The sequence below is a fragment of the Sphingopyxis sp. H115 genome (genome assembly GCF_001468465.1).
Taxonomy (GTDB): domain Bacteria; phylum Pseudomonadota; class Alphaproteobacteria; order Sphingomonadales; family Sphingomonadaceae; genus Sphingopyxis.
Map to the genome: position 1 here is coordinate 35362 of NZ_LNSA01000016.1, position 22680 is coordinate 58041.

At 65.5% G+C, this 22680-nt stretch carries 20 protein-coding genes; 7 read left to right on the forward strand and 13 right to left on the reverse strand.

The annotated features are described in order from the left end of the window. Window positions 1–14: 14 nt before the first annotated feature. From ATE71_RS12555 to rimP, 3 genes are read right to left on the reverse strand one after another with little or no spacing between them, the layout of a single operon-like run. Entirely contained in the window at window positions 15–785 is a 771-nt protein-coding gene (locus tag ATE71_RS12555; protein ID WP_082665193.1) for a DUF448 domain-containing protein, read from the reverse strand. Next, window positions 766–2418 carry a transcription termination factor NusA gene (gene nusA / locus ATE71_RS12560; RefSeq protein WP_058803644.1) on the reverse strand — a complete coding sequence of 551 codons (1653 nt, stop codon included), beginning with the start codon at window positions 2416–2418 and terminating at the stop codon, window positions 766–768. Before nusA ends, ATE71_RS12555 begins: the two co-directional genes overlap by 20 nt. Then, window positions 2418–2963: a ribosome maturation protein RimP gene (rimP, locus tag ATE71_RS12565; RefSeq protein WP_058803698.1), complete on the reverse strand. Its 546-nt coding sequence runs from the start codon at window positions 2961–2963 to the stop codon at window positions 2418–2420. Before rimP ends, nusA begins: the two co-directional genes overlap by 1 nt. A 258-nt stretch (window positions 2964–3221) precedes the next feature. Here rimP and ATE71_RS12570 point away from each other — a divergent pair, with 258 nt between their 5' ends. Further along, window positions 3222–4349, forward strand: coding sequence for a cell wall hydrolase (locus tag ATE71_RS12570; RefSeq protein WP_058803645.1), 1128 nt, complete (start codon window positions 3222–3224; stop codon window positions 4347–4349). A gap of 43 nt (window positions 4350–4392) precedes the next feature. Further along, window positions 4393–4779 carry a VOC family protein gene (locus ATE71_RS12575; protein WP_058803646.1) on the forward strand — a complete coding sequence of 129 codons (387 nt, stop codon included), beginning with the start codon at window positions 4393–4395 and terminating at the stop codon, window positions 4777–4779. A 58-nt stretch (window positions 4780–4837) separates the two neighbouring features. On the opposite strand, the gene ATE71_RS12580 is transcribed toward ATE71_RS12575, so the two are convergent. From ATE71_RS12580 to ATE71_RS12600, 5 genes are all read right to left on the reverse strand, one after another. Continuing rightward, window positions 4838–6427 carry an ATP-binding protein gene (locus ATE71_RS12580; RefSeq protein ID WP_235588009.1) on the reverse strand — a complete coding sequence of 530 codons (1590 nt, stop codon included), beginning with the start codon at window positions 6425–6427 and terminating at the stop codon, window positions 4838–4840. 193 nt (window positions 6428–6620) lie between these two features. Continuing rightward, window positions 6621–7394 carry a TIGR02186 family protein gene (locus ATE71_RS12585; protein ID WP_201022951.1) on the reverse strand — a complete coding sequence of 258 codons (774 nt, stop codon included), beginning with the start codon at window positions 7392–7394 and terminating at the stop codon, window positions 6621–6623. Next, window positions 7391–8299 carry a sulfite exporter TauE/SafE family protein gene (locus ATE71_RS12590; protein WP_058803647.1) on the reverse strand — a complete coding sequence of 303 codons (909 nt, stop codon included), beginning with the start codon at window positions 8297–8299 and terminating at the stop codon, window positions 7391–7393. Before ATE71_RS12590 ends, ATE71_RS12585 begins: the two co-directional genes overlap by 4 nt. 103 nt (window positions 8300–8402) lie before the next feature. Then, the gene (locus ATE71_RS12595; protein WP_152998765.1) at window positions 8403–9572 is read right to left on the reverse strand and encodes a hypothetical protein; all 1170 of its coding nucleotides are present in this window, start codon (window positions 9570–9572) and stop codon (window positions 8403–8405) included. Continuing rightward, window positions 9569–10993, reverse strand: coding sequence for a glycosyl transferase family protein (locus ATE71_RS12600; RefSeq protein WP_058803649.1), 1425 nt, complete (start codon window positions 10991–10993; stop codon window positions 9569–9571). Before ATE71_RS12600 ends, ATE71_RS12595 begins: the two co-directional genes overlap by 4 nt. A 135-nt stretch (window positions 10994–11128) precedes the next feature. On the opposite strand from ATE71_RS12600, the gene nhaA reads away from it, so the two are divergent. The 4 genes from nhaA to ATE71_RS12620 all read left to right on the forward strand — a co-directional run bounded on the left by nhaA (window position 11129) and on the right by ATE71_RS12620 (window position 15938). Further along, complete coding sequence (gene nhaA / locus ATE71_RS12605; RefSeq protein WP_058803650.1) at window positions 11129–12424, forward strand: Na+/H+ antiporter NhaA; 1296 nt, start codon at window positions 11129–11131, stop codon at window positions 12422–12424. Next, a complete protein-coding gene (locus tag ATE71_RS12610) occupies window positions 12424–13905 on the forward strand; it encodes a hypothetical protein (protein WP_058803651.1) in 1482 nt (493 codons plus the stop codon). Before nhaA ends, ATE71_RS12610 begins: the two co-directional genes overlap by 1 nt. Window positions 13906–14046: 141 nt before the next feature. Beyond that, window positions 14047–14814, forward strand: a complete 768-nt coding sequence (locus ATE71_RS12615; RefSeq protein ID WP_058803652.1) for a tryptophan 2,3-dioxygenase family protein — start codon at window positions 14047–14049, stop codon at window positions 14812–14814. Further along, on the forward strand, window positions 14811–15938 hold the full coding sequence (locus ATE71_RS12620) for an aminotransferase class V-fold PLP-dependent enzyme (RefSeq protein ID WP_058803653.1): 1128 nt from the start codon (window positions 14811–14813) through the stop codon (window positions 15936–15938). The genes ATE71_RS12615 and ATE71_RS12620 overlap by 4 nt, the downstream gene beginning before the upstream one ends. 93 nt (window positions 15939–16031) lie before the next feature. Here the strand turns inward: ATE71_RS12620 and ATE71_RS12625 are convergent, their stop codons facing one another. Continuing rightward, complete coding sequence (locus ATE71_RS12625; RefSeq protein ID WP_058803654.1) at window positions 16032–17039, reverse strand: zinc-dependent alcohol dehydrogenase family protein; 1008 nt, start codon at window positions 17037–17039, stop codon at window positions 16032–16034. Further along, complete coding sequence (locus ATE71_RS12630; RefSeq protein WP_058803655.1) at window positions 17039–18778, reverse strand: N-acyl-D-amino-acid deacylase family protein; 1740 nt, start codon at window positions 18776–18778, stop codon at window positions 17039–17041. The genes ATE71_RS12625 and ATE71_RS12630 overlap by 1 nt, the downstream gene beginning before the upstream one ends. 123 nt (window positions 18779–18901) lie before the next feature. Between ATE71_RS12630 and ATE71_RS12635 the strand changes: the two genes are divergently transcribed. Continuing rightward, the gene (locus tag ATE71_RS12635) at window positions 18902–19651 is read left to right on the forward strand and encodes a class I SAM-dependent methyltransferase (RefSeq protein WP_058803656.1); all 750 of its coding nucleotides are present in this window, start codon (window positions 18902–18904) and stop codon (window positions 19649–19651) included. An 83-nt stretch (window positions 19652–19734) separates the two neighbouring features. Here ATE71_RS12635 and ATE71_RS12640 read toward each other — a convergent pair whose 3' ends face one another. Genes ATE71_RS12640 through ATE71_RS12650 form a run of 3 tightly spaced genes read right to left on the reverse strand, consistent with a single transcriptional unit; the run spans window position 19735 to window position 22668 of the window. Continuing rightward, window positions 19735–21003: an SAM-dependent methyltransferase gene (locus ATE71_RS12640; protein WP_058803657.1), complete on the reverse strand. Its 1269-nt coding sequence runs from the start codon at window positions 21001–21003 to the stop codon at window positions 19735–19737. Between the two features lie 40 nt (window positions 21004–21043). Continuing rightward, window positions 21044–21823, reverse strand: coding sequence for a molybdopterin-binding protein (locus ATE71_RS12645; RefSeq protein ID WP_058803658.1), 780 nt, complete (start codon window positions 21821–21823; stop codon window positions 21044–21046). Next, a complete protein-coding gene (locus ATE71_RS12650; protein ID WP_058803659.1) occupies window positions 21820–22668 on the reverse strand; it encodes a cytochrome b/b6 domain-containing protein in 849 nt (282 codons plus the stop codon). The genes ATE71_RS12645 and ATE71_RS12650 overlap by 4 nt, the downstream gene beginning before the upstream one ends. Window positions 22669–22680 lie beyond the last annotated feature (12 nt).

Genomic DNA, 22680 nt, shown 5'->3' on the forward strand with positions numbered 1-22680 from the left:
AAACCATCATTCCTTCAAAACGCGTCCGAAGCGGCGGTGCCAGCTGGCGCCGTCCCTGTTTTTTCCTCGCCGGCGGGCGGCGAGGCGTGCGGATCGGAATCGCGGTTGGCCGCGTCCCTACTCCATCCTGTGAAAAACTGCCAGCGGCTCAAATGCGCCAGCACCCTGTCCGCCGCGCGGGCGTCGGTAATCGCCAGATGCACCGCATTCTCGCGGCCCAATGCCATAGATAGGGTGCCGCGGTCCACCGGCAAGACCAGTCCCTCGCGTCCCGACCCTTCGGCATCGTCGCCGACGCGCCACGCCTGCGCCAGTTTCTTGCGGCCGTCCTCACCCGCGTCGCTGGCATGGAGAAGCAGGCGGACCTGCCCCTTGCGCGCCGCCGTTTCGATCTTCTCATTGCCGCTGATCAGCGTGCCCGATCGCGATTCCAGCCCGAGCCGGTCGAGCGTCGCACGCTGGAGCTGTGCCTCGATACGCGCGCCGAGATCGTCGGGGATCGCGATATGGCTTTCGTGCAGCGCGCGCGCGAGCCCGCCTTTCAGCTTGCCCTTGGTTTGCGCAGCCTCAAGCTCGGCGCGCGACACGCCGATCCACGCGCCGCGGCCCGGCGCCTTGCCATGCACGTCGGGGGCGATGCTGCCGTCGGGGCCGAGCGCCAGGCGCACAAGCCGCTCCGCCGGCGAAACATCGCCGGTGATTACACAGCGCCGCTCGGGCACATGCTGGCCGCGCCCCTTTGCGCGGTCGGTTTCGGTCAGCTGATCATTGCGCGGGGTCCGCATCGGCGGCCTCCCCGGTTTGCGGCTCTGCCGCGGGCTCGGCTTCGGCAGGCGCAGCCGCTTCGGGCTCATCGTCGAACCAGTGCGCACGCGCCGCCATGATGATCTCGTTGCCCTGCTCTTCGCTGAGGCCATATTCGCCAAGCACGCCGCCCTTGTCCTCGGCACGCTCGCTGCGCGCCGGGCCGCGGCGATTGTCCTGGCGCTTCTTCGCGATCAGCTCGTCAGTCGCCAGGTCGGCGAGGTCGTCGAGCGTCTTGATCCCCGCCTTGCCAAGCACAACGAGCATCGCTTCGGTCAGGTGCGGGATATCGGCGAGCGCATCTTCGACGCCCAGTTCGCGGCGTTCCTGGCGCGACGCTTCCTCGCGGCGCTCGAGCCCTTCGGCGGCGCGGCTCTGCAGTTCCTGCGCCAGCTCCTCGTCGAAGCCTTCGATGCTTGCGAGTTCGTCGATGCCGACATAGGCGACTTCCTCGAGTTCGCCGAAGCCTTCGGCGACGAGCAGCTGTGCGAGCGTTTCGTCGACGTCGAGTTCTTCCTGGAACATCGTCGAGCGTTCGACGAATTCGCGCTGGCGCTTCTCGCTCGCGTCGGCCTCGGTCATGATGTCGATCTGGCTGCCGGTGAGCTGGCTGGCGAGACGGACATTCTGGCCGCGGCGGCCGATGGCGAGGCTCAGCTGGTCGTCGGGAACGACGACTTCGATGCGGCTGTCATCCTCGTCGATCACGACGCGCTGCACCGTTGCCGGCTGGAGCGCGTTGACGACGAAGGTCGCCGTGTCTTCCGACCAGGGAATGATGTCGATCTTTTCGCCCTGCATTTCCTGGACGACCGCTTGCACGCGACTGCCCTTCATGCCGACGCACGCGCCGACGGGGTCGATCGAGCCGTCGTAGCTGATGACGCCGATCTTGGCGCGCGAACCCGGGTCGCGGGCGGCGGCCTTGATCTCGATGATGCCGTCATAGATTTCGGGCACTTCCTGCGCGAACAGCTTTTTCATGAAATCGGGGTGGGCGCGCGACAGGAAAATCTGCGGACCGCGCGTTTCGCTGCGCACCGACAAGATCAGCGCGCGGACGCGGTCGCCGACGCGCATCAGTTCGCGCGGAATCTGCTGGTCGCGGCGGATCACGCCCTCGGCGCGGCCAAGGTTGACGACGATATGACCAAATTCGACCGACTTCACGACGCCAGTGATGATCTCGCCCGCGCGGTCCTTGAATTCGGCATATTGACGCTCGCGATCGGCTTCGCGCACCTTCTGGAAGATCACCTGCTTCGCCGACTGTGCATCGATGCGGCCCAGGTCGACCGCGGGCAGCGGATCGACGATGAAGTCGCCAATTTTGGCGTCCTTCTGCAGCTTCTGACCGGCAGCCAGGTCGACCTGCTTGAAATAATCCTCGACCTGCTCGACGACCTCGACGACGCGCCACAGGCGAAGATCGCCGGTCTGCGGGTCGAGCTTGGCCCGGATGTCGTTCTCGGCGCCGTAGCGCGCGCGCGCGGCGCGCTGGATCGCTTCCTCGATCGCCTCGATGACGATGGCTTTGTCGATCATCTTCTCGCTGGCGACGCTGTTGGCAATCGCGAGCAGCTCGGCCTTGTTAGCGGAAATGGCAGTGGCCATCAGTCCTGTCCTTCTTCTTCCATTTCGTCGGCGCCCTCGATCGAGAGCGGGACGGTTGCGGCAATCAATTTGTCGGTGAGAACGAGCTTGGCCGTGTCGATCGCATCGAACGGCAGCTTGTGCTCCACCCCTTCCTTGTCCGAAATCGTCACGACATCGCCGTCGATACCGACGAGCGTGCCGTTGAAGCGCTGGCGCCCGGCCAGCTTTTCCTTCAGCGCCACTTTCGCCTCATGCCCCGCCCAGTCGGCGAAGTCGGCGCGGCGCGTCAGCGGCCGGTCGATGCCGGGCGACGAGACTTCGAGCCGGTAGGCGATCTCGATCGGGTCCTTGCCCGCCTCTTCGAGTGCGTCGAGCTTCTCCGAAATGCGGCGCGACAGGTCGGCACAATCGTCGATCGTCAGCTGGCGCGTGTCGGGGCGTTCGGCCATCACCTGCAAGGTGGGGTCGCTCTCGCCGCCGAAGAAGGCTACGCGAACGAGCGCCAGGCCCATCGCCTCGGCTTCGGGCGCGATGATTGCGTTAAGGGCGTCGAAATCGACCAATATCATTCCAATCCAGATGACCAGAAAGCATGTGAGTATAGCCGCCGCGGCCCGCGGCCCCGACGTCCCAACTGGCTAACCATGTCAAGAAGTAGGGCCGCATATAGGCGCGTGACGGTGAGTCGGCAAGGGGGAATGGCGTCCGCGGCGGATCCCCCGATACGACTTGAAACATTTTGTTGGCGTTTCGGCGTATAAGGCGGACTGGCCCGCTCTGCGCGAATCGCGCGTGGAGCCCCACCGGAATGTAACGCACATATGAAGCCCGAATTGACTCTGACCGCCCGATCGACATGGCGCGACCCGGTGCCGGAAAAGCCGGTGGGGCCGGGCCGTGCATTCTGGGCCGCGATTATCGCGGTGGTCGCGGTCGCCTGTCTCGCCTTCCTGCTGTCGAGCGGACAGCTTCGCGCACCGGCTGTCTTTGGGCCTTACAGCGTGTCGGTCCCGCTTGATTTCAAGGCTTATGACCCCGAACGCTGGGCGATCATGAACGCCGAGGATTATGAGGCGGCGCTGAAGATCGATCCGACGCTGCCCGATCCGGCAAGCGTGGATTATGGCGATGCGACCGCGATGCCCCCGGACGACCCCGCGCTTCTGCGCGAGGAAGCCTTTGTGGGGCCGCCCGCAAAACCCTATATTTTCCGGGGACTGACTGCGCTCGACCGCGAACGGGCGCATTATTGCCTGACCGCCGCCATCTATTATGAAGCGGCGTCGGAAACCGACGACGGGATGCGCGGCGTCGCGCAGACGGTCATCAATCGCGTCCGCCACCCGAGTTTTCCAAACACCGTATGCGGCGTCGTTTTCCAGGGGTCGCAGCGCGCCGGCGTGTGCCAATTCACCTTCAGCTGCGACGGCGCGATGGCGCGCGCGCCCGAGCGGCGAAACTGGCTGCGCGCAAGCCGCGTTGCCTCGGCGGCGCTTGGCGGCTTTGTCTTTCCGAAGGTCGGGCTTGCCACCCATTATCACACGCAGGCGATCTGGCCGCGCTGGGGCAAGAGCCTGGTGATGACCAACATCGTCGGCGCGCATATCTTTCACCGCTGGCGCGGGCGCTGGGGGATGCCCGACGCGTTTCGCGCGCCCTATCCGGGCCGCGAGCCGGTCCCCGGCCCCTATCTGCCGATAGCGCAACAGCTTGCCATTCTGAAGGGTCAGGGCCTTACCCCCGGCGCCGGCCCGGCCCCGATGCTCGCGGGCCCCGCCGCGCCGCTGCCCGACGCCGGTCCGGCACCACTGCCCGGGGCGATGACGCCTGCCGTAACGCCCACGCCCGCCCCGCCGCCGGTCGCCGCGCCGACCTACACCGACCCGCGGCTCAACCAGTCGGGCCGGATCCGCGAAGAATTCAGCAAGAGCGGGGAGTGGAAAGGCTGAGCCTTTCGGCCTAGGCTCCCCCGCATCTTCAGGGGAGGCCATCATGGGACATGTCAAAGGCATCGGTGGACTGTTTTTCCGGGCGCGCGATCCCGAGGCGCTCGCCGCCTGGTATCGCGAACGGCTGGGCGTCGGCGGCGGGTGCAACGCCGACGACAGCGTGCCGCCGAACGAGTGGGTCTGGAACGTTACCGCTGGACCGCTGGTCTTTTCGCCGTTCAAGGCCGACACCGACTATTTCGCCGCCGACCGTCAGTTCATGATCAACCTGCGCGTCGATGATCTCGACGCCGTGCTGGCCCCGTTTCGCGAGGCCGGCAGCGAAATCATCACCAAGGCCGAATGGGACGATCCGGCGATCGGCCGCTTCGCGCGCGTCCACGACCCCGAAGGCAATCCGATCGAGCTTTGGGAGCCGCCGGAAAGCTGATGCTCTTGTCTGACTAAAGCCAAACGCGGCACCGGCCTTCCGCGGCAGGCAAAGAATATTACCTGCCTTGGCTGCGCCAGCGCTTGACCACGCGCTCCAGGATTTCGACCTCGCCGCCGGTTTCGCGCCACAGCTTCGAAAAGAGCGGATCGCTCGACGCCGGCCGCTTTTCCTCTTCCAGTGTGTCGAGATAGACGCGGATCGGGATCGACACGCCCTCGCCGCAGACGATGCATTCGCGGTTGCGCAGCGCCGGGATCGAATCGATGAAGCCGCGCGCGCCTTCGGGCATCGCCGCCTTCACGAAATGCTGGTCGCGCTCGTTGTTGAGGCGCATCGAGATAATCGTGCCGCACTGCGACAGCACGCCTTCGGCAAGATCCGACGGGCGCTGGGTGATGAGCCCCAGCGAAACGCCATATTTGCGGCCTTCCTTGGCAATCCGCTCGAGGATCTTGCGCACCGCCTGCCCGGTCCCGATGTCCTTCGAGGGGATATAGCGGTGCGCTTCTTCGCAGACGAGCAGGATCGGGCGCTGCGGTTCGCCGCGCGACCAGATCGCATAGTCGAAGGTCAGGCGCGACAGGACCGCGACGACGACCCCCGTGATGTCCGACGGCACACCCGACACATCGATTATCGAAATCGGCCGGCCGTCCGACGGCAGGCGGAAAATCTTGCCGAGGAAATTCGCCATGGTGTCGGCGACAAGCATGCCCGAGAACATGAAATTATAGCGCGGGTCGGCGCGCATTTCCTCGATCTTGCCCTTGATGCGCATGAAGGGCGCCGACGAAGTCGCCTTGTCGAGCTTGCCCATCTCGTTCTGCAGGATGTTGAGCAGGTCGGAGAGCAGATAGGGGATCGGCGAGTCGACCGTGATCTTGCTCATGCCTTCGGCGAGCCGGTTCTTGGTCCGCGCCTGCAGCAGGCAGCGCGCGAGCACGTCGCAGTCGGCCTGTCGATCGCGGCCCTCCGCGGTAATGAAGACCTCGCAATGTTCCTCGAAATTCATCAGCCAATAGGGCATCGCCAGATTGTCGACGTCGAACAGCGCGCCGGTACCCTTGAAGGCAGCCGAATATTCGCCGTGCGGGTCGATCATCACGATATGGCCCTGCGGCGCGAGTTCGCAGATTTTGTGCAGGATCAGCGCGGCGCTGGTCGATTTACCCGTACCGGTCGAACCAAGCAGCGCGAAATGCTTTCCGAGCATCGCATCGACATAGAGCGAACCGCGAATATCCTTGGTCGGATAGACGGTGCCGATTTCGACATGCGCGCGTTCGTCGGCGGCGTATATCTGTTTGAGATCGGCGCTGGTCGCGGCGAAAACCTGGCTACCCGGAATCGGATAGCGGGTCACGCCGCGCCGGAAATTATGGATACGCCCCGTGATCTTTTCCTCTTCGCCTTCGCCGAGGAAATCGATCGTTGCGACGATCAGGCCTTCGCCGCGCTCGTGCAGTTGCTGGTCGCGGATACTTGCGATCAGCCAGACATTGCCGACCCGCACCTTGACCTGCGCGCCGACCTGTCCCGCCATCGCCACGGCGGCGTCGCTGGATGTCGACAATTTGCCGATCGTCTCGGCATCGAGCAAGATACGCGACGCCGATCCCGAAATGTCGATTACTTCGCCGATCATCAGGTCGTCGCGATGATGCGTGGTGACCGGCGCGACCGGCGCCGCGATGCCTCCACCCGCAAGCCGAACATGCTGTACCGCTGTCGAATCCCCGGCGTTCAAGCCGCCGCCCTGCATATCCATCAATTTGCCCCGCCTATCATGGTCCCGGGCGCCGGTATCGCAGCTGAGGGTAAATATAGGCTGAAGGCGGTCAGCGCCGGCGGAATATGGCCGATGCACCATAACCGAGCACGAGCGACAGAAGCACCGCGCTCAGCCCATACAGAAAGCCGTGGCGCTCCGCCGCGAGCGCGACGAAACGCTCGAAGCCGGCCTTGCGGATCTGGACATCGCGCGAGGCGACCGCAAGCACGCGGCCCCGGCTGATCAGATAGGTTTCGGCGCGATAGGTGCCGACAGGAACGCGCGCCGGAACGGGAATGCGCGCGCGATAGAGCACGCCCTCGGTGATTTCGACCGCCGCCGGATTCTCATAGAACAGCCCGATCCGCCGATAGAGGTCGGTCAGCCCCGCCTCGAACCGCTCGAGTTTCTTCGCTTCGGAAAATCCGCTGGGCGACATCGACAGGTTGGCAAGCCCAAGTTCGAAGATCGCGGCGGTGCGCTCATCGACGATCTTGTCGATGGGGCGCGACGAACCGATCGCGTAAAATCCTGGCGAGGTGCGCAGGCGCAAGCTGTTCGCATTGACCCATATTCCTGCGACGCGCCGCTTTTCGCGCAGGATGATCGGCCGCACCGGCCCCTTCAGCACGACCACGATATCGGCGCGGTCGTTGGGAAGCCGCTGCCCGGGATAAAGGATCGCCCCGAACAGCAGCAATTCCTCGCCCGTAAAGCTGTACTGGATGTCGATGGCGCGGCTCGATACGTCGGGGACCAATCGCGGATCGGCCGCGTGCGCCGCGGTCGCCGGCAGCAGCGCCAGCGCGAGCCCGAGGATCAAGGCGCGCACTACGATCACTGGACCGTGTAGATTTCATCGGGACGGATGAAGAGATCGACCGCCATACGCAGCGCGACAAGCAACACGATCACGGCGAGCGCCATGCGCAGATATTCGGGCTTCACCTTTTGCGCAAAGCGGGCGCCGAATTGCGCGCCGGTGACGCTGCCGAGCAGCAGCAGCCCCGCAAGCACGATATCGACTGCGCCCGTCGTCATGGCATGGACCATCGTCGTCGCGATAGTCACGAACAGGATCTGGAACAGCGACGTGCCGACGACCACCTGCGTCCCCATGCCCAGCAGATAGAGCATCGCGGGAACCATGATGAAGCCGCCGCCGACACCCAGCAGCATCGTCAGAACGCCGACCGCCATGCCCAGCAAGAGTGGCGCGAGCGGGGAGATATAGAGCCCCGACCGATAGAAACGCCAGCGCATCGGAAGGTTGGCAACCATCGGATGATGGCGCCGCTTGCGGGCCGGCGCCGGCAAGCCCGCGCGCGCCGCGCGCAACGCTGTCCATGCCTCGCGCGCCATCAGTCCGCCGACGGATCCGAGCAGCGCGACATAGAGGATGTTGATCACGGTATCGATCTGCCCCCAGGCGGCCAGCAGTTCGAACAAGGCGGCGCCGAGCAGCGAACCGAGCAGCCCTCCGGCAACGAGCACCCAGCCCATGCGCAGGTCGACCCCGCCGCGTTCGAGATGCGCGAGCGCGCCCGACACGCTGGCGCCCGTCACCTGAGTCGCGGCCGATGCCGCCGCGACCGTGGGCGGGATACCGTAAAAGATCAGCAGCGGCGTGGTCAGGAAACCGCCGCCGACGCCGAACATGCCCGACAGGAATCCGACGCCGCCGCCAAGCAGCACGATGACCAGCGCGTTGACCGACAAATTGGCGACGGGAAGGTAAAGATCCATGGGCTCCGAACGACCTAGGCGGCGCCGAACGGCCCCGATTCCAAGGACCCTAGACGATTTTGTCGAAGCGGGGAATCGTTGCTGCGGCTATTTTCTTCGCGGGTCAGAAGTCGGTGGCGAGCGTCAGGGCCAGCCCGCTTTCGGGACGCGCGTCGCCCGCGACGCGCTGCCGCCAGTCGAGCGCCACCCGGCTCCCTTCGCCGACGTCGGGAAGGCGAAGCGTCAGCCGGGGCCCTACATCGACGCGCGTCGCGCCGGGCTGCGCGGCGCCCGCCGCCAGCGCGCCGAGCCGCAACGGCGCATTGTCATCGGGTCCAAGGCGGCGGTCGACCACGATCGCGCCATCGACGAAACCGTCGCGCCGCCGCGCGCCGACGACCCCCGCCTGCCCATAGGCATCGAGGCGGAAGCCGCCGGGAAGCGCAACGTCGCCGACCCCGCCGCTGACCATCACGGCGAACGCGCTCCGCCCCTCTTTCCCGGCCGCAATCCTGCGTTCGACAGCCAGGTCGATCGGAAGCCGCGGCAACGGCGCAAAGGCAAGTCCTAGGGTAATTTCGCGCTGTTCGGTCTGGCGCATCGCCATCGTCGCCCTGCCATAGGCCCGCACACGGCCGGTATCGCCAAAGCCATAGGCCAGCCGCAGCCCGGCCTGACTGCCGCCCAGCTGGCTAGCTGCCGCAATGCCGTCGGGTAGCGGCTGGTCGCCGCCATGGACATAGGCCCATCCACCAAGCGACCATCCGGCGAGCTGACGGCGAATCCAGAAGGGTTTGCCCTGCCCCGGTTCGGCGCGCGCAGCGGCCGGAGTGCGCAACCACATGGGCTCGCCGGCCGCGACCGCCGATCGCGCCGCCCGCCCGGATATCGCGGGCAATAGGCGCGCCATCAGCGCAAGGCGAAGGCCGTGCCGGTCCGCACCGAAGCCCCCACCCGTCGCCCCGGACAGCTGCACTTCCGATGCCGCTTGGCCCAAGGCGAAGCGGCTATCGGCTCGCGGCAGCGCCACAACGCCCGCGGTCCCTTCGCTTTGGCGCGCAGGCACCACAGGGGGCGCAAACCCGGCGCCGTTCGCCCGCCCGTTCGCCGGCGGGACCTCACTTGCCGCGAAGGGAAAGGGCATCGACCAGGGGCTCGTCGCCTCAGCGGGCGGCGGGGGCACGGCCGGGCTCCAGGCCATCAGGACACGCAGCGATATCCAGCCGCCCACGCACAGGATCAGGAACCGCAGCGCCCCCGCCTCGCGCTGTATCGCGGACCGGCGCACCATCATCGGGGCGACACCGGCAGGGTGGCGGGCTTCGCGGCCACGTCGCTTTCGATATGATCGGTCTTGTCCCACACCACTTCGCCCGACCGCAAGATGCGCCAATAGATCGCCATCGCACGCCGCGCCGCGAGCATTGCGATGATGTTGGCGACAAAGGCGCGCGGCAACGCCAGCCACGCTTGCCGCCAACCGTACCAGCGCGCGGTGAAATGGGCGCGCATTCCCAATCGCCAAAGCAGCAGAACCGCGTTGAGCGCGAGGAGGAGGCGCAGGCCTTCGCCGACCACCGCCGCCTCCCAGCCGAGCAGTGCCTGGCCCGCCCAGCCGATCGCCATGACGATCAATCCCGCATAAGCCGCCAGCAGCACCAGCGCGGCAAGCGGCGCACGCCGGTCGCGCCAGAGCATCCAGCGCGCAAGCCAATCCTGCCCGGCGGACCGCCCCGCGTCGTCGCGCCGCGATCCGGGCCAGCCGAGATGGTCCCAGCCCGCAAGTGCGATCCCCGCGACCCAGCGCGCCTTCTGCCGCACGGCGGCGTCGACGCTGTCCGGGAATAACCCCCGCGACACGATAGGCGTCCCATTCGCGCCGATGGCCTGCATGAATTGCGAGCCAAGGCCATAGGTCCCGAGCAGCATCCCGACCTCATAATCTTCGGTCAGGCTGTCGCGTCGAAACGGATCGCCCCCACGTTCGATCGCGAGCAAGGCCAATGTATTGCGCGCAAGCGCACAGCCCACGCCGGCCGACGGCAACGGCATTCGCAGGCGCGACCGCACGACCAGTTCCTTGCCATGCGCCTCGGCAAATTCGTCACCATAATGACCGCCGACCCAATATGCTCCGCGCACAAGCCACGGAACCACGGGAATCTGCACCATCGCATTGTCGGCCAGACCGATGCGATACAGCGCGAGTTCGTCGGGATGGACATGATCTTCGGCGTCGTGGAGGACAACCGCGGCAAAGCGCATGTCGCCGTTGCGTTCATCGTCGCAAAGGGCGGCCCACAGCCGGTTGAGATTGTCCCCCTTGGTCGTCGGGCCTTCGGCTTCGTGGATGACGAGGCGCAGCCGCGGGTCGCGCGCGATCAAGGGAGAAACGGCAAAAAGCGTCGCGGCGTCGTTGGGGTAACATCCCACATAGAGGATGAAATCCTCGTCCGCCCAGGCAGCGAGCGTCCGGCGCAGCATCGCCGGCAATACGCGAGCCTCGTCCCACGCGGGGACGAATATCGCCAGTGCGCCGGCGACGGGCGGCGTATCGGGACGATCAGGCGGGCGCGACCTGCCGCTCGCCAGCCAGAAAGCGTCGAACAGCAAATCGTCGAGTCCGATCAACAGGATGCCGACCGATGCAAACAGCATCAGTTCGTGGCCGGCCCCATGCACCAGCCATTCCAGCCATGCAGTCGAAAGCTCCACCTGCTAGCCCCGCCCCCCGCCGTTGCGGCCCAATGCCCCTTGGCAAAGGGGTAATCCGCAAGGCAAATTTGTAAAGCGCGGCGCTTGTCGATAGGAACCCGCCATCCTTCACCACCACAAGGGAATTGGCCGATCGTGAACCGCAGTTTTCCGCCCCGTTCAGCGCTGCGCGACTTTCTGGAGAGCGAAAGCGCGGGAGGCATATTGCTGATTTTTGCAGCCATTTTGGCGATGATTGTCGCCAATTCGTCGCTCGGCGATGCCTATGAACATGTCATCCACGCGGTGACCGGCCCGGTGCTGACCGACAAGCTGGGCCCGATGACGGTCCATCTGTGGATCAACGACGGATTGATGGCGATATTTTTCCTGCTCGTCGGGCTGGAGATCAAGCGCGAGTTCGTCGACGGCCGACTCGCGAGCTGGGACCGGCGACGGCTGCCCTTCATCGCGGCGGCGGCGGGCATGGCGGTGCCGGCCGCGCTCTATATGCTCTTCGCGGGGAAAGAGCCGGGACTCGCGCAAGGTTGGGCGATCCCGGCAGCGACCGACATCGCCTTTGCGATGGGGGTACTCGCGCTGCTCGGAAAGCGCGCGCCAACGTCGCTCAAGCTTTTCCTCGTCACGGTCGCGATCGTCGACGATATGGGCGCGGTCGCGATTATCGCGCTTTTCTACACTGCGAAGATCAACATGGTCGCGCTCGGCGCGGCAGCCGCCATCCTTGCGCTGATGTTCGCGATGAACCGCGCCGGGGTGAAGAGCCTCATCCTTTATCTCCTGATGTTCCTCCTCCTCTGGTATGCGATGCTGCTGTCGGGCGTCCATGCGACGATCGCGGGCGTGCTCGCCGCAATGATGATCCCCTTCGAACACACGCCCGGCGCGCCCGACAGCGCGACTTCGCCGCTGCACCAGCTCGAACATGCGCTGCATCCGTGGGTCGCCTTTGCAATTGTGCCGCTATTCGGCTTCGCCAATGCCGGCGTCGATCTCAGCGGATTGACCGCCGAACAGATTTTTGCACCGCTGCCGCTCGGCATCGCGGCGGGGCTGTTCCTCGGCAAGCAGATCGGCATTTTCGGCAGCGTCTGGCTTTCGGTCAAACTCGGCATCGCGGGCAAGCTGCGCGGCGCGACCTGGCTCCAGATCTACGGCGTCGCCATGCTGTGCGGTATCGGCTTCACGATGAGCCTGTTTATCGGCGGTCTCGCCTTCCCCGGCGATCCGACGCTCGTCGAGGAAGCGAAAATCGGTATCTTGATGGGATCGCTGGCGGCGGCGCTGGCCGGCTTTGCGGTGTTGCGCTTCGCTCCCGTCCATTCGCAGCATGACGCGATCGAAGGCGCGTCCGATGCCGAAATCAACGCCGATGGCGACGTGCGCGACATCTGCGACGGCGAGACGCCCGCGAGCGAGCGGCCAGCCTGATGCGGCGGCGCGCGCGCCTGACCGGGGCGATGCTGGGCGCAAGTCTGGCCCTGTCCGGCTGTTATGCGCTCGACCCCGAAATGAAGCGCACGGTTGCCGAACGCAAGGCGCGCGAGCGTGCGCTAGCGGCAGCTCCCAAGGTCGCGCCGCCGGTATCGCCCCCCGAGGTTCCCGTCGTCGACGTGCGGCGCAGCGACGGACAGGCCGGCTGGCCCGAACCGCGCCCCGCTGTCGACCCGGCAACGGCAAGCCAGGCAGGACAGGCGATCGGTGAGGTCGCCGCCGCCTATGTCACGTTGAGCCTCGAGGCCGGGACGCACGAAAAGGGCTATATCGATGCCTATTATGGTCCGAAACAGCTGTTCGAAGCCGCAACGGCCAAACCGCGCGACAAGGACGCACTGTTGCTGGCAACGCGGCGGCTGGCCGAAAAGATCAGGGTGGCGATGCCCGGTCTCACCGATCCGATCGAACGCCGCCGCGCCGCCTTCCTGACCGCCCAGCTGCGCGCGGCGGAAACGCGGCTCGAAATGATGCAGGGCGCGCGTTTTTCCTTCGCCGAAGAATCCGAACGGCTTTTCGGTGTCCGCCCCGAACTGAAACCGCTCACCGCCTATGACACGCCGCTCGCGACCGTCGCGGCGATGCTGCCCGGCGATAAGCCACTCGCGGAACGGGTCGAAGCCTATCTCGATCGCTTCACCATCCCCCCCGACCGGCTACAGAAGGTGTTCGACGCCGCCATCGCGCGATGCCGCGGTCGAACCGCGACCCATGTCGCAATGCCGCAAGGCGAAAGCTTCGACCTTCAGTTCGTCACCGACAAAAGCTGGAGCGGCTATAATTACTACATGGGCGGCTATCACAGCATCATCCAGGTCAACACCGACCTGCCGATCCGCCTGTCGCGCGCGCTCGATCTTGGTTGCCACGAAGGCTATCCGGGCCACCACCTGCTGAACATGAAGATCGAGGAACAGCTGGTGCGCGGCCGCGGCTGGATCGAGTTTAGCGTCTATCCGCTCTACAGCCCGCAAAGCCTGATCGCCGAAGGCACGGCCAATTATGGTATCGACCTCGCCTTTCCCGACAAGACGCGGCCCGACACCGAACGCGACATCCTGATGCCGCTGGCCGAAATCGCGCCGCCGACAGATGACCGCTACTGGCAGTTGCTCGACGCGATGAAAGCATTGCAGGGCGCGCGGCTGACGATTGCGCAGCAATATCTCGACGGGCAAATCGACCGGGCGGCAGCGGTCGCGCTCACCCAGAAATATCTGCTTGTATCTGCGGCGCGCGCCGAACAGATGACGGCCTTTACAGACCGATATCGCAGCTATGTTATCAACTATGGTCTCGGCGAAGAGATTGTTCGCGATTTCATCGAACGCGGCGCGCCGGACCGCGACGAAATCTGGCGCCGCATGGCGCTGATCCTCGGCGAGCCAACGCTGCCCGCGGACCTGCTGGGGCCATGACCGGCGGCATACCGCTCCTATGGCTCGGCCAGGCAGGATCGCCGCGGCGCCCGCCGGCGGGGGTCGCACCGCGCGGATAAAGGAACCGGCGCATCGTTGCGCCGTCGATTATCCACGCAACCAATTCACGAGGAGCAGATCATGCTCGACAAGACCGAAACCCATCGCCGAATCGAGACGCCCGAGATGAAGGATTATGGCGTCTATCTCGCGGTAGACCGCCTACTCGACTGCCAAAAGCCGCTCGCCGAGCTTTGCACTCCCGACGAATTGCAGTTCCAGATCGTCCACCAGGTCGAGGAACTGTGGATGAAGCTGATAGCCTTCACGCTTGTGGAGATCGACGGCCATATGGTGGCGGGCGAGACGATGCGCGTGCTGACGCTGTTCGACCGCGTGAACCGGATCATGCGGATGATGACCGACCAGCTCGCTCTGCTCGAAACGATGAGTCCCTTCGATTATCAGTCGATCCGCCTCCAGCTCGGCAATGGATCGGGCCAGGAAAGCCCCGGCTTCCAGCTGCTCCTGACGCTGCCGCAGCACCTATGGGTGCGGTATAAGGCCGCCTATCTCGATCCCGCAGGCCGCAGCGTCGCCGACGTTTACGACATCGGCTACAAACATGACGAGGCCTATATGGTGGCTGAGTCGCTGATCGAGTTCGACGAACTGTTCCAGATCTTCCGCGCGCACCACATCTATCTGATTCATCGTTCGATCGGGATGGGGTCGAAGTCGCTGAAGGGTCGCCCGGTCGAATTGCTCAACGCGGGCGCGCGGCACCGCTTCTTCCCCGAGCTTTGGGACATCCGCGCCGACATGACCGACCGCTGGGGCGCCGAATATGGTGTGAAGCGCGACAGCATCAGCGGCTCCTCGCCCGCCGGACACGGCAGCGGGCTGTGACCGGCGCGCTGTTGCCGGAAGCGATCCGCGACCGCTTCCACCTGCCGCCGGGCGTCCCCTATCTCAAGAGCCATAGCGTCGGCTGCCAGCCGCGTGCTGCCGAAGCGCTGCTCCGCGACCGGCTACTAATGCCCTGGCGCGAAACGGGCGAGGCCTGGCCCCACTGGCTCGAGGCGATCGATGCATGGCGCGCAGCGCTGGCCAAGCTGACCGGCGCGGAGGCGCAAGACCTCTGCCCGGCGACCAACGTCACCGCGGCGCTGTCGCGTTATATATCGGCGCTCGGCCCGGCAACCGGCCGGCGGACCATCCTGCTCGCGCCAAGCGCCTTTCCGACGATCGGCTATCTCGCAAGCGGCCTTGCGGCGGCGGGGTGGAAGACGCGCTACCTGCCCGGCGACGCCGAAGTCCGCGACGCGGCGAGCTGGACGGCCGCGCTCGACGGGGACGTCGCGCTCGTGATCGCGATGCACGTCAGCTCGAACAGTGGCGCGCTGGCCGATATCGCCGCCATCGCATCAGCGGCCAAGGCGGCGGGCGCGCGCTGCATCGCCGACTGCGCGCAGTCGGTCGGCGTCGTTCCCGTCACCCCCGATGCATGGGGCGTCGATGCGGTGCTCGGCACCAGCGTCAAATGGCTGTGCGGCGGGCCCGGCGCGGCTTGGCTGTGGGTCGCGCCGCACGACCGCAGCACACTCGATCCGATGGAACGCGGCTGGTGGAGCCACGAAAATCCGTTCGAGATGAATATCCACGATTTCCGTTACGCGCCCGATGCACGGCGCTGGTGGGGCGGCACCCCCGACGTAGCGCCCTTCATCCTCTCGACCGCGGGGATCGAGGCGATCGCTGGCATCGGGGTCGATGCGATCCGCGCGCACAACCGGCGGTTACAGGACATGCTGCGCGATGCGCTGGCGCCGAAAACCCCGCAATGGCGCTGGCCTAAAGGCAACTTCGGTGGAACCTTGTGCATCGACACCGGCGCCGACCAGCCGCGCGTCGCCGACCTGCTCGGTCGCCATCATATCCGCGCCGACTTTCGCGGCACGGTCCTGCGGCTGTCGTTTCACGCCTATAATGGCATCCCCGACGTCGAACGGACGGTGGCAGCGCTCGGCTAGCCAAACCCGTTCGTGTCGAGCGCAGTCGAGACACCGCGAAGGTCCACAAGACCGATGGATATCTCGACTGCGCTCGACACGAACGGGTGGGTTTCAGATATCGACGACAATTTTGCCGAAATGGGCGTTGGCGATCTGAAGCCGAAAGGCGTCGCCCAGCCTTTCGAGTGCGAAATGGTCGCTGATCACGGGGCGAAGGCCGTTCGCCTCGACCCCGGCGATCATGTCGAGCTGTTGCGCCCGGCTGCCGACCGTGAGGCCCTGCACGCGCAGATTCTTGCTCATCAGCAGCGCGGTCTGCACCGGGCCGACGACCCCCGCCAGTACGCCGATCAGCGCGACATGCCCGCCAACGCGCGCCGCGACCATCGACTGGCCGAGCGTCCCGGCCCCGCCGATCTCGACCACCGTGTCGACCCCGCGCCCACCGGTCAGTTCGAGCGCCTTGGCGCCCCATTTGGGTTCTTCCTTATAGTTGATGACTTCGTCGGCGCCGAGCGCCTTCAGCTTTTCGAGCTTCGCGTCGGACGAACTCGTCGCGATTACGCGCGCGCCCGCCGCCTTGGCGAATTGCAGCGCGAACACCGACACGCCGCCGCTGCCCTGGACCAGCACCGTCGACCCTGGCTGCGTCGTGCCGTCAACGAACAGCGCGCGCCACGCGGTCAGCCCAGCGCAGGTCAGCGTCGCCGCCTCGGCCGCCGACCAGCCCGCAGGTGCGCGCGTGAACCAATGCTCCGGCACCACCACGGCTTCGCGCGCATAGCCGTCGATGCCGTCGCCCGGGACTTGGGTGAAGGCGCTCGCGGGCGGCGCGCCGTCATGCCAATCGGGGAAGAAGAGCGACACGGCGAGGTCGCCGACCTGAAAGCCCGTGACGCCCTCGCCCACCGCTTCGACCACGCCCGCGCCGTCGGACATCGGGATGCGGTTCTCGGCGGTCGGGATCATCCCCGCGACGACCGCAAAGTCGTGGAAGTTGAGCGACGACGCACCCAATCGAACGCGAATTGCGCCCGGCCCCGGATCGCCGGGATCGGGCAGGTCGGCGGGCACCAGATTGTCGAGCGACGCGGGTGCTCGCAGCTCGATGGCGCGCATTATTCCGCCGCCATCGCTATTTCGACGCGCTGCGGGCCGCGGATCACGCCGCCGGGGGTCGGCCCCTGCATCGCGCCATCGCGGAAGGTCACTTCGCCCGACTTGATCGTCGCGACATAGCCGTCGGCTTTTTGCAGCAGGCGCTTGCCGCCCGCGGGCAGGTCGAAGGCGAGCCAAGGCTTGCCGAGCTTCAGCGCCTCCATGTCGATCACGTTCAAATCGGCGAGATAGCCCGGCGCGAGCACGCCGCGATCTTCGAGGCCGTAGAGCATCGCGGTATCGCGGCACTGGCGCTTGATCGCATGTTCCAGCGCGATGCGATGGCCTTTGCGGTCGCGCACCCAATGCTGGAGCATGAAGGTCGGGGAGGCCGCGTCGCAGATCGTCCCGCAATGCGCGCCGCCGTCGGAGAGGCTGTTCACCGTGTCGTCGGCGGCTTGCAAATCTTCGAGGAAATTGAGGTTGCCGTCGCGATAGTTGAGGATCGGAAAATAGATGAAGCCCTTGCCATCGTCCTTCATGAGGAGGTCATAGGCATATTCGTCGGGCGAGACGCCCGCCGCGGTGGCGCGCGCCATGATGCTTTCGTCCATCTTGGGTTCGTAATTGAAATCGGGGTCCATTTCGAACTGGACCGGCCAGCCCAGCGCGACGACTTTCAAAAAGTCGATGATGTCGCTTTCGGGCCAGATATTTTCCTCTTCGATCATGCGTTTCTTGAAGGCAGGGTTTTTGAGCTTCGCGAGTTGCTCTGCCCACGGCAGGTCAACGATCTCTTCCCACGCGGGCTTGAAGCGGAACGGGTGGACGGTGCCTTGCCAAGCCATGATCACGCCGTTGCCGCGCAGCGCGATCTGGGCAACGATGTTCGCGCCGCTCGCATTCTGGCGCCGCATCTCCTCGATCTGCTCCTCGAGCGGCAGCTCCTTGGCGATCGACTGGAGCGCGGCGAAAGTCACCGGCAGCCCGGTTTCACGGCTCAAATCGCCCATCCACTCAAATTCGTTCCACTCGCGCTTGAGGTCGCTCGCCATTTCGAACACGCCATAACCGACGCGCCCCATCGCGCGGCCGATCGCGATCAGCTCTTCGGCGGTCGCGGTGGTGCCGGGGACAAGCTCGCCATCGATCGACTTGTGGAGCACGGTGCGGCTGGTCGAGAAACCCAATGCGCCCGCGCGCACGCCTTCCTCGACGATCCGCGACATTTCGGCGATGTCCGCGTCGGTCGGGATCGCACCCGGTTTTTCGCGGTCGCCGAGGACATAGGCGCGCACGGCACCATGCGGGACGTGGCACGCTACATCAACGGTGCGCGGCAGTTTCTCCAGCGCGTCCATATATTCGGGGAAGGTCTCCCAGCCCCACGACATGCCTTCGGCAAGCGCTGTCCCGGGGATGTCCTCGACGCCTTCCATCAGCGAAATCAGCCAGTCGTGGCGGTCGGGCTTGGCGGGCGCGAAACCAACACCGCAATTGCCCATGACGACGGTGGTGACGCCGTGCCAGCTCGACGGCGCCATTTCGGCATCCCACGTCGCCTGCCCGTCATAATGGGTGTGGACGTCGACGAAGCCGGGGGTAACGATCTTGCCGGTGGCGTCGATTTCTTCGCGGCCAGCGCTGAGCTTCTCGCCAACGGCGACGATCCGGTCGCCATCGATCGCGACGTCAGCGACAAAGGGCGCGCCGCCCGAACCATCGACGACGGTGCCGCCGCGAATCACCAGATCATGCATGTCCGTCTCCCGATTTTTAGTTTCACAGAAAAACCTATCATCAAATTCGCGAGATGCAAATAATCGGGCGAAGGCGGCGCGATACTGTTATACTGGCGCGATACACGTCAGGGAGTCGATGCCATGATCCGTCCGCTTACCCTCGCCCTGCTTCTCGCCGTATCGGCGGCTCCGCTCGCTGCCAAAGAAGCCGCCACCTCCGACTATCATGCCGCGCTGGCCGATCCCACGCGCCCCGCCGACGACCGAACACGCGACGCGGCGCGCAAGCCCGGCGAACTGCTCGCCTTCGCGCAAGTCGCGCCGGGGGAGATGGTCGGCGACTATGTCATGGGCGGCGGTTATGTCACCCGCCTGCTCGCCGCCGCGGTCGGCCCCACTGGCAAGGTCTATGGTTTCCAGCCCGCAGAATTCATCGCCTTCAAGAAACAATATGGCGACGACCAGGCCGCGGTGGACGCGGCCTATCCGAATGTCGATGCCGTCGCGGGGCCTTTCGCCGCACCCGCCTTTCCCGAACCGCTCGACACGATCATCACCGTGCAGAATTTCCACGACCTCTATCTGAATCCCTTCCCTGAAGGCACCGGCGCCAAGGCAAGCGCGGCCTTGTTCGCGGCGCTAAAGCCCGGCGGCACGCTGGTCGTCGTCGACCACAGTGCGGCGGACGGCAGCGGCACGGGGCTGTCCGACAGCCTGCACCGCATCGACAAGGCTGCGGTCGTCGCCGCGCTGACCAGCGCGGGTTTCAAACTGGAGGCTGAAAGCGACGTTTACCGCCGCCCCGACGATCCGCGTAGCGCCAATGTCTTCGACAAGGACATCCGCGGCAAGACCGACCAGTTCGCATTGCGCTTCCGCAAACCGGGCTGACCGGTTGCGGTCGATCCGTTGTATTGTCATTCCCTCAAAAGCGGGAATGGCGAATAAGGAAGTAGCAACGGCAGCGCCCACCCCTAAGCGGACACCCGCCCCCCGGCTGGGTCCAGTCGAAGATAGCGCCGCTCGGCCTCTGCCATATAATCGCGGGTCAGAGGCAGCGCGTGGCGGCTCCGCGCGAACTGGATTTGGTAATTGCCCATCCCGCCGCTTTCGAACGCCGCGGTCGCCCCGGCGAGGTAGAAGCACCACATGCGGAAAAAGCGATCGCCCATCCTGGCGACGATTTCCGCCTCATGCGCCAGCGTGCGCGCATACCATTTGCGCAAGGTCAGCGCATAATGAAGGCGCAGCGTCTCGATATCGGTTGCGATCAGCCGGCTTTTCTCGCTCGCGGCCAATGTTTCGCTGAGCGCCGGGATATAGCCGCCGGGGAAGATATATTTGCGCGTGAACGCGTCGGTCGCCCCGGGGCGGCCGAAACGGCCGATCGTGTGGAGCAGCATCACCCCGTCGGCGGCCATCAGATTGGCGGCGGCGCGAAAGAAGGTTTCAAAATTGGTGGCGCCGACATGTTCGAACATGCCGACCGACACGATGCGGTCGAACCGGCCCGCCTCGCGCGCAGCGAGGTCGCGATAGTCGATCAGCTCGAATTGGACGCGGTCGGCCACCCCAGCCGCCTCGGCGCGTTGGCGCGCGAGCGCGAGCTGTTCTTCGGACAGGGTGATCCCGAGCACGTCGACCGCTTCGAGCTGGGCGAGCGTGATCGCCATACCGCCCCAGCCGCAACCGATGTCGAGGATGCGCTGGCCGGGCGCGAGCGCGAGCTTTGCCGCGATGTGCGCTTTCTTCGCGACCTGCGCTTCCTCCAGCGTCATGTCGGGGCGGGGCCAATAGGCGCAGCTATATTGCATGTCCTCGTCGAGGAAGAGGCGGTAGAGATCGTTGCCGATGTCGTAATGATGTTTGACATTGGCGCGCGATTGGCGCCGGCGGTTGATCGAACTGATCCGCGTTTTCACCCATTCGGCGCGCCGTCCCAGCCATGTCTTGTCGCGCAGTTTCGCACCGCGATCCCATGGCGTGTTCATGCGAATGAGGCCGACCAGATCCATGATGTCGCCCTCGACCAGCTCCATCTCGCCGTCCATGAAGGCTTCGGCGGCGCCGAGCCGCGGGTCGAGAATGATGCGGCGCATCCCACGGCGGCGGGTGAAACGGATGGTGACATCGGGAAATCCGGGCGCCGACTGACCATAAACTTCGTGCGCGCCATCGGGCGCGACGACGGTCAGCCGCCCCTGACGAATGACCCGGGAGAGAAACGGACGCAAGATCGACATATTTTATCCACGGAACAATCGCGCCGCGAAATGGTTGCGGTCAAATTCCCGCATACCATTCATAATCGATACGATCTTCCCAATAGCCGCCCTTGCCCGCGCCGATCCGGTCGAGGCTTGCTACCGCCTCGATCGCCTTCACATATTTGGCGTGCTTGTAGCCAAGCTGGCGCTCGATGCGCAGGCGCAGCGGGGCACCATTGGCGATCGGGAGCAGCGCATCGTTGAGCGCCCACGCCATGATCGTCTGCGGGTGCAGCGCATCGACCATATCGCAGCTTTCATAATAGAGCGCGTCGCCGAGCCGGTCGGCGCAGCGGAAGACGATATAGCGCGCGCTGTCCCTTACCCCCGCCGCGGCGAGGATGCGGCCGAGTTGCGGTCCGGTCCATTGGCCGATCGCGCTCCACCCTTCGACACAATCGTGCCGCGTGATCTGCGTCCGCTGCGGCATCGCCCGAATATCGGCCATCGAGAGCGACAGCGGCCGCGCGACCAAGCCGGAAACCTTGACGCTCCAGTCGGCGAAGCCCGACGCCGCATGAGTGGCATAGGCGTCGCCCGGCGGCAGCCTTGTCCCGTTCGAGCGGAAGGTCGGCGACAGATCGGCGCGCGTAAATTCGCGCGCGAGCGCATCGCGATCCATCAGCGCGCGCTGGCTGGCACGGTTCATCTCTTCGCCCATCGACAAGATCTTGCGAACCGCGGGCGCATCGTTGACCGCATCGCAGCCGGCAAGCAGCGGCAGGACCCCCGACGCGGCCACCAAGCCGCCGGCCCGCGCGATCAACTCGCGCCGCGGAAGGATAAGGTCGCTCATGCCTCCTGGTCCTTTTCGGGCGGAAGCCGGAACCAGCCGGTGACCATCGACCGGATTTCGTTCACCGGGCCGGCGAGCAGCACCATCACGAGATGGACGAGGAAGAAGGCGACCAGCGCCCATGCGGCAAGAAAATGGACCGACCGCGCCGACTGGCGCCCGCCAAACAGGTCGAGCAGCCAGGGCGCCGACGCGTTCATGCCGGGCGACATGGTGAGACCGGTTGCGATCATCAGCGGCAGCAGCACAAAGATGACGCCGATGTAGCTTAATTTCTGGAGGATGTGATAGCTGGCGGCAGCCTCGCCCCTTGGGAAGCGGAGGCGCGCGTGATTTTTCACATCCTGCCAGATGTGGCGCGGCGCCCATTCGGCGCGGCGGACGTGCAGGTCCTTTTTCAGATGCCCGCCGATAAGGCTCCACAGTATATAGAGCGTCAGGCTGATCGCGAGCACCCACGCGAACAGCAAATGCCAGCGGCGCCCGTCGGCAAGGCTGTAGCTGGTGGGGATCGTCGCCCAGCCGGGAAAGGCCCAGGTCTGCTGGGCGCCCTCGGCATCGGTCCAGCGTCCGAGCACCCCCGTGGTCTCAATTCGCGTTTCGCCGATGCGCACGAAGCCGGTCTTCGGTGTAGAGCCAACCGCCAGCCAGGCGTAATCGGCGTTCGCGCCATATTGGCCCCAATAGAGGCGCGGGTGCGCGTTGAAGATCATCAGCCCGCTCATCAGGAGAAGGAGCAAAGTCACGGCATTCAACCAATGCCAGATACGCGCGGGCAGCCGGTGGCGATAGACGCGCACCGGCGCCGGTTTCTCGGGAACGACGGGAGTTTCAGCCTCGGCCATGATCCCGGTTCG

Coding starts and splice junctions, on each gene's coding strand:
- ATE71_RS12615 (WP_058803652.1), top strand. CDS start 14,047: ATGCTCGACAAGACCGAAACCCATCGCCGAATCGAGACGCCCGAGATG.
- ATE71_RS12590 (WP_058803647.1), bottom strand. CDS start 8,299: ATGGATCTTTACCTTCCCGTCGCCAATTTGTCGGTCAACGCGCTGGTC.
- ATE71_RS12645 (WP_058803658.1), bottom strand. CDS start 21,823: ATGAGCGACCTTATCCTTCCGCGGCGCGAGTTGATCGCGCGGGCCGGC.
- nusA (WP_058803644.1), bottom strand. CDS start 2,418: ATGGCCACTGCCATTTCCGCTAACAAGGCCGAGCTGCTCGCGATTGCC.
- ATE71_RS12555 (WP_082665193.1), bottom strand. CDS start 785: ATGCGGACCCCGCGCAATGATCAGCTGACCGAAACCGACCGCGCAAAG.
- ATE71_RS12570 (WP_058803645.1), top strand. CDS start 3,222: ATGAAGCCCGAATTGACTCTGACCGCCCGATCGACATGGCGCGACCCG.
- ATE71_RS12610 (WP_058803651.1), top strand. CDS start 12,424: ATGCGGCGGCGCGCGCGCCTGACCGGGGCGATGCTGGGCGCAAGTCTG.
- ATE71_RS12595 (WP_152998765.1), bottom strand. CDS start 9,572: ATGATGGTGCGCCGGTCCGCGATACAGCGCGAGGCGGGGGCGCTGCGG.
- ATE71_RS12580 (WP_235588009.1), bottom strand. CDS start 6,427: ATGATCGGCGAAGTAATCGACATTTCGGGATCGGCGTCGCGTATCTTG.
- ATE71_RS12635 (WP_058803656.1), top strand. CDS start 18,902: ATGATCCGTCCGCTTACCCTCGCCCTGCTTCTCGCCGTATCGGCGGCT.
- ATE71_RS12625 (WP_058803654.1), bottom strand. CDS start 17,039: ATGCGCGCCATCGAGCTGCGAGCACCCGCGTCGCTCGACAATCTGGTG.
- ATE71_RS12650 (WP_058803659.1), bottom strand. CDS start 22,668: ATGGCCGAGGCTGAAACTCCCGTCGTTCCCGAGAAACCGGCGCCGGTG.
- ATE71_RS12575 (WP_058803646.1), top strand. CDS start 4,393: ATGGGACATGTCAAAGGCATCGGTGGACTGTTTTTCCGGGCGCGCGAT.
- ATE71_RS12630 (WP_058803655.1), bottom strand. CDS start 18,778: ATGCATGATCTGGTGATTCGCGGCGGCACCGTCGTCGATGGTTCGGGC.
- ATE71_RS12640 (WP_058803657.1), bottom strand. CDS start 21,003: ATGTCGATCTTGCGTCCGTTTCTCTCCCGGGTCATTCGTCAGGGGCGG.